At 61.3% G+C, this 12,061-nt stretch carries 7 protein-coding genes; 4 read left to right on the top strand and 3 right to left on the bottom strand.

What is annotated here, in order from left to right:
* Positions 1 to 654 precede the first annotated feature (654 nt).
* Positions 655 to 978: a polymorphic toxin type 44 domain-containing protein gene (locus BT179_RS07915; protein ID WP_072392444.1), complete on the bottom strand. Its 324-nt coding sequence runs from the start codon at positions 976 to 978 to the stop codon at positions 655 to 657.
* Positions 979 to 1,918: 940 nt separating this feature from the next.
* On the opposite strand from BT179_RS07915, the gene BT179_RS07910 reads away from it, so the two are divergent.
* On the top strand, positions 1,919 to 3,157 hold the full coding sequence (locus BT179_RS07910; protein WP_072392447.1) for a M20/M25/M40 family metallo-hydrolase: 1,239 nt from the start codon (positions 1,919 to 1,921) through the stop codon (positions 3,155 to 3,157).
* Positions 3,158 to 3,382: 225 nt separating this feature from the next.
* On the opposite strand, the gene BT179_RS07905 is transcribed toward BT179_RS07910, so the two are convergent.
* Together BT179_RS07905 and xthA are read right to left on the bottom strand one after the other, a co-directional pair.
* Positions 3,383 to 4,717, bottom strand: a complete 1,335-nt coding sequence (locus BT179_RS07905; protein WP_072392467.1) for a substrate-binding domain-containing protein — start codon at positions 4,715 to 4,717, stop codon at positions 3,383 to 3,385.
* Between the two features lie 148 nt (positions 4,718 to 4,865).
* The gene (gene xthA, locus BT179_RS07900; RefSeq protein ID WP_072392470.1) at positions 4,866 to 5,678 is read right to left on the bottom strand and encodes an exodeoxyribonuclease III; all 813 of its coding nucleotides are present in this window, start codon (positions 5,676 to 5,678) and stop codon (positions 4,866 to 4,868) included.
* A gap of 198 nt (positions 5,679 to 5,876) precedes the next feature.
* Here xthA and BT179_RS07895 point away from each other — a divergent pair, with 198 nt between their 5' ends.
* From BT179_RS07895 to BT179_RS07885, 3 genes are all read left to right on the top strand, one after another.
* On the top strand, positions 5,877 to 6,521 hold the full coding sequence (locus BT179_RS07895; protein WP_072392473.1) for a GNAT family N-acetyltransferase: 645 nt from the start codon (positions 5,877 to 5,879) through the stop codon (positions 6,519 to 6,521).
* 65 nt (positions 6,522 to 6,586) lie between these two features.
* The gene (locus BT179_RS07890) at positions 6,587 to 8,314 is read left to right on the top strand and encodes an autotransporter assembly complex protein TamA (protein WP_072392476.1); all 1,728 of its coding nucleotides are present in this window, start codon (positions 6,587 to 6,589) and stop codon (positions 8,312 to 8,314) included.
* Entirely contained in the window at positions 8,311 to 11,997 is a 3,687-nt protein-coding gene (locus BT179_RS07885; RefSeq protein WP_072430662.1) for a translocation/assembly module TamB domain-containing protein, read from the top strand. The genes BT179_RS07890 and BT179_RS07885 overlap by 4 nt, the downstream gene beginning before the upstream one ends.
* Positions 11,998 to 12,061 lie beyond the last annotated feature (64 nt).

Raw genomic sequence — 12,061 nt, 5'->3', positions numbered from 1 at the left:
CAGTAGTAAGTGAAGCTCAAAGGCGGGCACACCGCGACGGCAGGGTTGCTTTTGCTTGGGTGGAAGTTGTGAAAGCCATGGCATTCCTGATGGTGCGTTGCTTCTTGTTGTGAGTCATCTGGAGTGGCGCGGCTTCTGGTAGCTGTCGAGCGGGACGTGAGGAGGCGAGAGCAAGGGATGTCCCCGGCTTGTACCGGGGGTATGTCGCTTCTTTAATTGGAGGAGTGGTCACCAGTGACAGTGATGGATCAAGGCATATCTGAGGTCAAATCTAGTTTGATTCCTTTCAATTCTCCGTTTGTTTTGTAATATGCGGTGTTTCTGTATTTGTAGATCGTATCCAGGGTCGTAAGTTTTACTCTTCCTGGCAGAACTGTTCGGACAGCATTGGGGCTTTTGGTTACAAGAAATGGATGGGATGATTTGATTTTATCAAGTGCCTCAACGGGGTCGTTAATTTTTTCCATAAGGAAATATCGATAGATGAAAGGGACGGTCGCTCCGCCTGAATTGTAAAGTACTTCGTAAATAGCGCCTGTTGAGTCAACAGGGGTTACTGAAATTATTTCTGACGGTTCCGGTGTAGCGGGGGACTCCATGTAAATGTATATCGCCTGCATAATGCAGACTGCTGACAGAATCAGGCAGGTTCGTTTAGATGTCCTTGCTTTGAGCATACCTTATCCCTGCTTTTATCCAGATTTGGTCCAATTCGTCATCGCCGTAAGGCGATTCTGCCCACCACTTTCCAAACTCTTCCTCTGACGTCCCTGCTATGGATTGAGCCGCTCCTGCCGCTCTTAGTAGGATCTGTTCTGAAATTCCTGCTACTGTGCCGGTAGCGCCATAATTGAAATTTCCAAATTCCTCATATTCCCTGCCGCGCTGTTCGGCCTGGACTCTTTTCTCCAGGCTGGCCTTGTCCAGTTGATATCGATTGATAATGGCATTTCTTTCCTGGTGTATCGGTTGGTCCAAACGGCTATATGTTGTTTCTCTTAGCTCCTGTGGTTGCGATGGTTGAGGCGAGTTGCTTGGATTTTTCCGTAAGAATTTTTATTTTTGCGGCAAACATCCTGGCCGTGTACGTAGCGGTGATGGAGGTAAGCCATCTGTTGTAGGTTGTTAGTGAAGGCTCTCTGCTTGTGTGAAAAATATTTACAAAGTCAACGGCGTTTTGTTTGAAGTCTTTATCGAAAGGGCTTCTTCCATAAAAAGTCTTCGCTGTCGCAGTGATTTTTTGCAGTTCGCTGTTCTTGATCTTAAGAAGTTCATCGACGATAGATTTTTCATGTTTGTATTGCTTTAGTGCACTTGGTTACCAGGAGCTGGTTTTTTGGCAATTTCCTCGGCAAGCTCGGACCTGAAAAACGGAGCGTGTGAATTATAGGCTTTTTCTATTCTGTTTAGTTGAGTGGCAATGGTAGCGAAGATGATTGTCGATTGATCGGGATGCTTGATGTTTTTCTTGCTGAAGAGCGTGTTTCTTTCAGGTTGTTCAACAACTATTCCGCTCCAAGGGAGCGGTTTGGCGGTGTACCCAGGGGGGATTTTCGGCGAACTGGGCAGTGGCGACGGTTGTGGTGGCTCGGGCGTAACAACTATGGGTGGCAGATTTATTGTTTTAGGTGGTCTGTTTGATTTTTCAAAATGCCTCCCTGGCAATGAGTTTGTAGAGCGTTCGCTAATAACTACGCTAAACGTCCGCCTTCCGAGCGGCAACCTGAAAGGTGCGTCGGAAAGTTCTGGGGAGTTTGTCGTATCGCCCTGCATTTCTTTATTTTGCTTCCCTCGTTCCTACGACTGTTGTCGGTAGAGGACTCGTCCGCGAGGGCTTGTTGATTGTACGGCTAGAGCCTTGCGTCATTGTCGGGTAGGGTGCCAAGGCACTCACTCGATACGGAACAAGGATGAAACCATGACGATTACCTCGCTTCGCTCCCGTCTGGCCGTCAGTCTCGGCTTGAGCCTGGCCCTCGGCGCCTTCGCCCCCGTTGCCTTCGCGCAGCCTCATCAACCGGTATTGACTCAAGCTGAACAGTACAAGGGCGAGGCCCTGAAATTGCTCGAACGGTTGGTGAACATCGATTCCGGTTCCGGCTATGTGCCGGGGTTGACTCAGGTCGGTGAGATCGCCATCGATGAGCTGAAGAAGCTCGGCTTCAGCTTCGAAAAGGTGCCGAATTCGGATGGCACTCAGCATGTCCTGGCAACCCTCAAGGGCACCGGCAAGGCGAAGATCCTGCTGATGGCTCACATGGACACGGTGTTCAAGGAAGGCTCGGCCGCCGAGCGGCCTTTTCACATCAAGGACGGGCGCGCCTATGGGCCGGGGGTGATGGATGACAAGGGCGGCATCGTCGCCGGGATTTATGCGCTGAAAGTGCTGAAGAATCTCGACTTCAAGAACTACGCGCAGATCACTTTCCTGCTTGATGCCAGCGAAGAGACCGGCTCGGACGCCGCCACCGACCTGATCAAGAAAACCGCCAAGGCCCACGACGTGACGCTGAACCTTGAACCGGGGCGCCCGGCCGATGGCCTGGTGGTATGGCGCAAGGGCAGTGCCACGGCGCTGGTGGAGGTCAAGGGCAAGGCCTCCCACGCCGGCGTCGCGCCGGAGTTGGGGCGAAATGCGGCGATGGAAGCGGCGCACCAGATTCTGCAATTGGGCAAGCTGGGCGATGCGGAGAAGAAAACCACCATCAACTTCACGGTGCTCAACGCGGGTGACCGGACCAACGTGATTCCCGACCAGGCCAGCGCCAAGGCCGATGTGCGGGCGGCGGTGCCGGAAGAGTTCGACCGCATCGAAAAGGACCTGGCCCGTGTGTCGCAAGACAAGCTGATCCCCGACACCGAGGTTACCACCAGCCTCAAGCGTGGCTTGCCACCCATGCCGCAGACGGCCGAGTCGGATCGCCTGATGGCCATGGCCCAGGGCATCTATGGCGAGCTGGGGCGCAAACTGACCGAAGAAGGCAGCGGCGGGGCGGCGGATGCCAGCCTGTCCGCCGGCGTCGGTACGCCGACGCTGGATGGTTTCGGCGTCGTCGGCGGCAACATTCATACGCCGCAAGAGTACGCGGAAGTTGAGAGCGTGGTACCGCGGATTTATCTGTTGTCGCGGATGATCATGGAGTTGGCTGATCGATAGCCGTCAGCCTGCACAACCTGCCTGCGACAACCCCCTGTGGCGAGGGGATTTATCCCCGTTGGGCTGCGCAGCAGCCCCACACCGGACGCCACGGAGAACAGATGAACCGCGTCGGCTGGTTGACGACTGCTGCGCAGCCGAGCGGGGATAAATCCCCTCGCCACAAAGCTGGTTTCCAGCGATGATAAATCCCTCGCCACAAGAGTGGCGTCTGTCTTGATATCGCTAGTAGACCCAAACCTCCACTCGTCGATTCCTGATCCTTCCTTCATCTTCGTTGTTGGCCGCCACCGGCATCAGCGCGCCGAAGCCGCGGACTTCCCGCAGTGTCACGCCGTACTTGACCAGTTCACGCCGCACCGCCATGGCCCGCAACCTGGACAGCAGGTCTGCCCGCGCCGGGTCGTCCTTGGCGTCGCCGAAACCCACCAGCGTCACTCGGCGCTCGGTCTTGCCGTGCCTCTGGATATAGTCGAGCACCCGGCCCAGGTCCTGATGAGCCTTGCTGTCCAGGCTGGCGCTGCCTTCCTCGAAGCGGAAATTCACGCTCAGGCGCTGGGCGTGGCGGCTCAGGGCCTGGTAGCCCTCGGGCATCAGTGCATTGGGGGTAACGGCCATGGCCTGGACTGTCTGGGCAATGAACCCGTTGGCCGCGACGATGGCCTGGCCCTGGTCGCTCTGGGCGAACTCCACCAGCGCCTCGGCCCAGGGGTTGGTCGGCGATGCAGGCAGATAGAAGAACAGGCGCCGGGACAGAGGATAGTCTTCGGTGGCAATCAGGCTGTTGAGTGGCAGCATGGGCTGGGAGTCGCCATCGACGATCGCCACTGCCTTGGCCTGGCGGACATAGGGCAGGCCGATGAACCCGATTCCTTGCGGATCCTGGCTGACGGCGTCAGAGAGCTGTTCGCTGGATTCGTAACGTCGGGCTGTAGGATCCAGCCGTTTACCTTGCCGGCTCAGGACCAGTTCCTTGAAGGTATCGTAGGTGCCGGACTGTTCGTCCCTGGCATATAGATGTATGGCGCCGCCAACGCCGCCCAAGGCTTCCCAGGTTTTTGCCTCGCCGCTGAATATTCGGGCGAGCTGCAAGGTATCAAGCTGACGCAACGGGTTTTGGGGATGAAGAATGATCGCCAGGCCATCGATGGCGATGACTTGCTCGGCGCCGGGACTTTTCAAGTCGCCGAGGGACTTCAGTTCCTGCAGCTCGCTGTCCTTGATCGGTCGGGAAGAGGCCGCCAGATCGGCGCTGGCCTGCTTCAGGGCGGCGAAGCCGGTGCTGGATCCGTGGGCCGCAATGTCGATTTCCACGCGCCGGCCTGCGGCGGTCTGGCCGACGATTCGTTGTTCGTTTTCACGTCCGGTGATTTCGCTGCTGACTTCGAGCAGTCCGCGCTCGATCATCAGGCCCCTGACCAGGGCCGGCCCCAGCGCCGCGCCAATAGTATTCGAACCCTGGATGCGCAGCGCCGGCCCGTGCTCGGGGATTGGCAATGCGCTGGCGCAGGCCGCAAGGGGCAGCCAGAGGCCCACGAGAAAACCAATCCACAGCCGCATGCCGGTACCTTCGGAACCTGGGAAGTGCTGGAAGATTAAGTCAATCAGGTTGCTGAAATATGACGAGCGTGCGACGCGGCGCGAGTGACAGAGGCGATCCAGTGGGAGCGAGCAGATTCGCTCCCACCCGGACGGGGTGCGGCCGGTGTCAGCTCAATTCCAGCCAGATCGGCGCGTGGTCCGAAGGTTTCTCCATGCCCCGCAGCTCATAATCCACACCGGCATCCTTGACTCGCGGCAACAGGCCGTGGGAGGCGAGGATCAGGTCGATGCGCAGGCCGCGCTTGGGCTCGTCCTCGAAGCCGCGGCTGCGGTAGTCGAACCAGCTGAAGCGGTCGGCGACGTCCGGGTTCAAATGGCGAAAACTATCCACCAGGCCCCAGTTCTTCAAGCGGGCCATCCATTCGCGTTCTTCCGGCAGGAAGCTGCATTTGCCGGTCTTCAACCAGCGTTTCATGTTGTCCGGGCCAATGCCGATGTCGCAGTCTTCCGGGGAAATGTTCACGTCGCCCATGACCACCAGCGGCTGTTCGTTGCTGAAGCGGCTTTCCAGCAATTGCTGCAGGTCGCTGTAGAAACGCTCCTTGGCCGGGAATTTGGTCGGGTGATCGCGGCTTTCACCTTGTGGGAAGTAACCGTTCATGATGGTCACCGGCACGCCGTTGGCATCGGCGAAGGTGCCCCAGATAAAGCGCCGCTGGGCGTCTTCATCGTCGCCTTCGAAGCCTTTGTACAGGCTCAATGGCGCCTGGCGGGAGAGCAGGGCGACACCGTAGTGGCCTTTTTGCCCGTGGTAGTGAACGTGGTAGCCCAGCGCTTGCACTTCGGCCACTGGAAACTGCTCGTCGTGGACCTTGGTTTCCTGCAGGCCGATCACGTCCGGCTGGTGCTTCTCGATCAGCGCCGCCAGCTGATGGGGGCGGGCGCGTAGCCCATTGATGTTGAAGGAGACGATCTTCATGGTCGGCTGTCCTGGCAAAACTGCGATGCTAGCTGACATGTCGGAACGGGGATAGTGGCCTGTGAGGCGAGCCACCGCGTGGCAGTGGGACAAATGCGCTGCTAATGTCCTTGGCGTGTAGGAACGATCGTAACCTTATCGGGTTCGTACTCAATAAGAGCAGGGCCTCACCGAGCCCCGCCCAGGAGATCCAACGCCATGCCTGAGACCGCCACCGCTGATGTCCATATGCTCGACAGCGGCTATTCCCGCGAAGCACGTTCCCTGCTGTACCAGGCCTACCGCCATGAGCCGACCTTCAGCTACCTGTTCGAATCCGAGCGCCCCGGTTATGAGCAGCGGGTACGGGCGACGGTGCGCGAACTGGTCAAGCAGCATTTTCTCCAGGAACTGCCGGCCATCGGCCTGCTGGTCAACGACAGGCTGGTGGGCATCGCCCTGATCGCCCCGCCGCAGCGGCGCCTGGGCATTACCGAAAGCTGGGCCTGGCGCTTGCGCATGGTCCTGAGCACCGGGTTCCGCTGCACCCGGCGCTATCTGGACTACCATGCGGCGGTGCTGGCGTGCCTGCCCTCGGATGCCGTCCATGTACTGCCGTTGCTGGGCGTTCACCCACAGTTCCAGGGCAAGCATCTGGGCGAGCAGTTGCTGGAGGCCGTGCACAATTGGTGCGCGGTGGACCCGAATTCCCAGGGAGTGGTGCTCGATACAGGCAACCCGCGTTACCTGGAATTCTATAAACGTCAGGGCTACGAGGAAATTGGCGAAATTGCTGTAGGACCGATCCGCGAGCATGTGTTTTTCCACGCCAGTCCTCAGGTCGTGCAAAGCGCCACGGGTTGAGTCGGCGAACTTTTGAGACATGTCCGGCTCTATCAGGCTCCCAACCCCGTGATAGCATCCGCGCCATGAAACTCCCAGGAAGAATGACCAGCGGCGCGCTCCTGCTGTCCCTCAGCTGCGCGGCGCTGGCACAAAGTGAATTGGATGTACGGATCAAACCCTCCAATGACGCGCTCAAGGCCAACGTAGAAGGTTATATCGGTGGGTTGGGCGATCGTGACGAGGAGGCATTGCTGCGCTTCAGTCGCGGTGCCGAAGAACAGGCCCGCAAGGCCGCCCAGGCGCTGGGTTACTACCAGCCGCAGATCGACAGCGAGGTCAAGGGCGGCGAGCGCCCGCGCCTGATCCTGACCATCGACCCCGGCGAGCCGGTGCACCTGCGCAATGTCACGGTGCGCATCGATGGGCCAGCGGCTTCCCTCAAGGCTTTCCGTGTACCGGACAACGATGCCCTCAAGCCCGGCGCGGTGCTCGATCATGGGCGCTATGAAGACGCCAAGCGCATGATTCAGAACCAGGCGTCGCGCTATGGTTTCTTCAGCGGGCATTTCGCCAGCCAGCGATTGCTGGTGGACCCCCAGGCCGGCGTCGCCGATATCGAGTTGATCTACGACAGCGGTCCGCGCTATGCCCTGGGGCCGGTGAGTTTCGAAGGCGACACACCGTTCGACGAAGACCTGTTGCGACGCATGGTACCGTTCAAGGCGGGCACGCCCTACGACTCCGAGTTGATCGCCGAGTTGAACCAGGCGTTGCAATCGAGCGGCTATTTCGAGGGGGTTCGTGTGGACGCGGCTCCCGCCGCGGCCACCGACAACGTGATCCCGGTGGCGGTCCGCCTCGACACCCGCAAGCCACGCACCATGGGCCTCGGCCTGGGGTTCTCCACCGATGTCGGGCCACGGGCCAAGGCTAACTGGACGCGCCATTGGGTCAACCCCCAGGGCCACAGTTACGGCTGGGAGGCGGAAGTGTCGGCGCCCCGGCAGAACGTCGGCCTGTGGTATGACGTGCCGCTGGATCCGCCGTTGACCGACAAGCTGCGCTACGCCGGGGGGTACCAGTACGAAGAGCTGGCCGGCACCGACAGCCTCAGCAAGCTGCTGACCGTGGGACCTGAGTGGCACAGCAAGTTGCCCAGCGGCTGGCAGCGGGTGGTGTCGCTCAAATGGCAGCGCGAGGAATATCGCCTCGGCGACGATGCGGGCCTGAGTACCTTGCTGATGCCCGGCGTCAGTTATTCCTACCTGCGCAGCGACAACCGCATCGACCCGCGCAACGGCTACCGCTTGCAGTTCGACACCAAGGTCGCCAAGGAAGGGTTGGGATCGGACAACAACCTGTTATACGGCACCGCGATGGTCAAGGGCCTGACCACCGTGTTCGACAAGCATCGCCTGCTGGCCCGGGCCCAGATCGGCGGCAGCGCCACCAATGGCTACAAATCCATACCGCCGTCCTTGCGCTTTTTTGCCGGCGGCGACCAGAGCGTGCGTGGCTACGACTACCAGAGCCTGTCGCCGGAAAACTCCGAGGGCGATCGCATCGGTGGCCGCTACATGGTGGCCGGCAGCCTCGAGTATCAATATTCCATCGCCGAAAAATGGCGGGTGGCGACGTTCGTCGACCAAGGCAATTCCTTCAACAGCCTTGAGCTGCCGAGCCTCAAGACCGGGGTCGGGGTCGGCGTGCGCTGGGTATCGCCGGTAGGCCCGATCCGCCTCGACCTGGCCCATGCCATGGACGACGATGGTGGCATTCGATTGCATTTTTCCATGGGGCCCGAGCTGTGAATCGTGGTTTGAAAATAACGCTGCTGGCGCTCGCTGCGTTGCTGGCGGTGTTGACGCTGGCGCTGGGTGTCATCCTCGGTACGCAATCGGGTAGCCGCTGGGCGCTGGCGCGGGTGCCGGGGCTGGCGACGGAAAATTTCCAGGGGCGCCTGGGCGGCCAATGGAGCGCCGATCATGTGTCGTGGCAACAGGACGGCAGCCGGCTCGAAGTCGATGGAGTGCTGTTGGCCTGGTCGCCCCTGTGCCTGATGCGCATGACCCTGTGTATCGAACGACTCAAGGCCGACAGGATCAGCCTGCAATTGCCGGCCTCCACCGATGCGCCAGAAAGCGGCCCGATCACCTTGCCCGACCTGGGCCTGCCGGTGGCCATCGAGCTGGGCGATGTGCAGGTCGGCAGCCTGCTGTTCAACGGCAGCGAACAGCTCAAGGGGTTGCAACTGACCGCCCATTGGACCGCCCAGGGTATGCGGATCGAGTCGCTGCGGTTGCAGCGCGACGAACTGAGCCTGCAACTGTCCGGCCTGCTGCAACCGGGGGGCGACTGGCCCCTTCAGGCCCAGGGCCGATTGATCCTGCCGGCGCCGGGCACTACGCCCTGGGCGCTGGATTTGCACGTCGACGGCGACCTGCTCAAGACCCTGCGACTCAACGCCGACAGCAGTGGCTACCTGCAAGGCCGACTGACTGGCGAGCTACAACCGCTGGCGGACAATCTGCCGGCCAAGGTGCGCATGACCGCCGACGGTTTCAGGGCCAGCGCCGATCTGCCGGACACGCTGTTGCTCAACCAGGTGGAGCTGACCGGCGAGGGAGATCTGGAGCATGGTTATCAATTGCTGGGCAGCGCCAAGTTGCCTGCCGAGCAGGGGCCCGTGGCGCTGCGGCTGCAAGGCAAGGTGGACGCCGACGGCGCGCAGATCGCCGGCCTGGACCTGAACGCCAGCGACCAGCAGCACCTGAAGCTGACCGGGCAGGTGGATTGGCGCGAAGGCCTGAGCGCCGAAGCGAAGATCGCCTGGCTGGATTTCCCCTGGCATCGCCTCTACCCGTTGGTCGAAGAGCCGCAGGTGGCATTGCGCAGCTTCAATGGCGAAATCTCCTATACAGATGGCCAATACCTGGGCAACTTCCAGGCTGCGCTGGACGGACCCGCCGGGGCTTTCAGCCTGGACAGCCCGTTCAGCGGCAACCTGACACAAATCCACTTGCCGCAGCTCAAGCTCGTCGCGGGGCAGGGCAAGGCCGAAGGGCACCTGAACCTGCAATTCGCCGACGGCATCGCCTGGGATACCGCACTGCAATTGTCGGCCATCGACCCGGCTTACTGGCTTGCCGAGCTGCCCGGCACCCTGGCCGGATCCTTGCACAGTCAAGGGGCGATGAAAAACGACAGCCTCGACCTCGACGCGAAGCTCGACCTCAAGGGCAGATTGCGTGGCCAGCCTGCGTTGCTCCAGGCCACGGCCCGCGGTGCCGGCGAGCATTGGGATCTCGGTGCACTGGACATGCGACTGGGGGATAACCGCATCAACGGCAGCGCCAGTCTGCAACAGCAGCTCACCGGGCGGATCGACGTCAAGCTTTCCCGCCTGGCCCAGCTCTGGCCGCAGCTGCGCGGCCAGGTCACGGGCCGAGTCGATGTCAACGGGACGCTCAAGGCGCCCCAAGGCAAGCTTGGCCTGCAGGGCACACAGCTGGCGTTTGAGGGCAATCACCTGCAAAGCCTGAACCTGGATGCGACCCTCGACAACGCGCAACGGGGCAAGATCGACCTCAAGGCCAGCGGCATCCGGGCAGGAGAGACTTCGCTGGGCGTCCTGACGGTGAGTGGGCAGGGGGATGTCAGACAGCAGAAACTGAACCTGGATTTGCAAGGCCCTCAGCTGGACACGACCCTGGCATTCGATGGCGCGCTCGACCAGGGCAACTGGCGCGGGCGCCTGGCCAGCGGCGTTGTCCAGGCCGGCGGCCAGGGCTGGCGCCTGCAGGCGCCGGCGAAGCTGGAACGCCTGGCCAACGGCACGCTCAATGTCGGCGCCCATTGCTGGCGTTCCGGGCAGGCCAGCCTGTGCGGCGAAGACCAGCGCCTGATGCCGGAGCCCAAGCTGCGTTATCACCTCAAGCAGTTCCCCATCGAAAGCCTGGCCCAGTGGATGCCCAAGGATTTCGCCTGGCAGGGCCGGCTCAATGCCGACCTGCAACTGGACCTGCCGGCCAGCGGCCCGAACGGTCGCATCCAGGTGGATGCCAGCGCAGGCACCCTGCGTATTCGCGACAAGGCCCGCGATACGGCGCCATGGCTGGACTTCCCCTATCAGACCTTGACCCTCGACAGTCGCCTGACGCCCAAGCGCATCGACACCCAGCTGAATTTCGTCGGTACAAGGCTGGGTGAGCTGATGCTCCAGGCCCAGATCAATCCCTTGCCCGCCAGCAAGCCCCTCAGCGGCTCGTTCCGCCTGACCGGCCTGGACCTGTCGGTAGCCCGGCCGTTCGTGCCGATGGTGGAAACCCTCACCGGGCACCTGAACGGCAGCGGCACGTTGGCAGGTAGCCTGTTGGCGCCCCAGGTCAACGGCAGCCTTGTGCTCAGCGACGGCCAGGTATCGGGCCCGGAGTTGCCGGTCAGCCTCGAAGCCTTGCAGATGCGGGCCATGATCGCAGGCGATACGGTGCGCCTGGACGGCGACTGGAAGAGCGGCAAGAACGGTCGGGGCAGCCTGGTGGGAAGCCTCGGCTGGGGCGAGGCCCTGAGCATGAACCTGGCCCTCAAGGGCTCGCAGTTGCCGGTGACCGTCGAGCCTTATGCACAACTGGACGTGGCTCCGGACCTGGACATCACCCTGCAGGGGGAGCGCCTGTCCATCGCCGGCAAGGTCCTGGTGCCCAAGGGCGACATCACCATCCGCGAATTGCCACCTTCCACCGTCAAGGTGTCGGATGACACGGTGATCGTCGGCCACCAGACCGAAGAGGGCAAGGTGCCCATCGCCATGGCGATGGACATCGATGTCATCGTCGGTCAGGAAAAACTGGCGTTCTCCGGGTTTGGGTTGACCGCCAACGTGCAGGGCCAGGTCCACATCGGCGACAACATGGATACCCGTGGCGAGCTCTGGCTCAACGATGGCCGCTACCGGGCCTATGGGCAGCGGCTGACGGTGCGTCGGGCGCGGTTGCTGTTCGCCGGGCCCATCGACCAGCCTTACCTGGACATCGAAGCAATCCGCCAGACCGATGACGTGATCGCCGGTATCCGCCTGAGCGGCAGCGCCGAGCAGCCGACCACGCAAATCTTTTCCGAGCCGGCCATGAGCCAGGAGCAGGCACTGTCCTACCTGGTGCTGGGGCGACCGCTCAGCACCACCGGCGAGGACAACAACATGCTCGCCCAGGCGGCATTGGGCCTGGGCCTGATGGGCAGTTCGGGGGTGACCACCAGCCTGGCCAATAACCTGGGCATCGACGACTTCCAGCTCGACACCCAGGGCAGCGGCAATACCACCAGCGTGGTGGCCAGCGGCAACCTGTCGGAAAAACTCAGCCTGCGCTACGGCGTCGGTGTGTTCGAGCCGGCCAACACCATCGCCCTGCGCTACAAGCTCAGCAAGAAGGTCTACCTCGAAGCCGCCAGCGGCGTCGCCAGCTCCCTGGACATCTTCTACAAGCGCGATTTCTAGCCTTTCTCCCAAACCCGTGTGGAGCCAATCCCTGTGGGAGCGAGCAAGCTCGCTCCCACAGGGA

Source organism: Pseudomonas sp. NFACC43, from assembly GCF_900119645.1.
In the GTDB taxonomy this organism is placed as follows: domain Bacteria; phylum Pseudomonadota; class Gammaproteobacteria; order Pseudomonadales; family Pseudomonadaceae; genus Aquipseudomonas.
The sequence above is the reverse complement of the archived record's forward strand: the minus strand, read 5'-3'. Positions and strand labels throughout refer to the sequence as shown.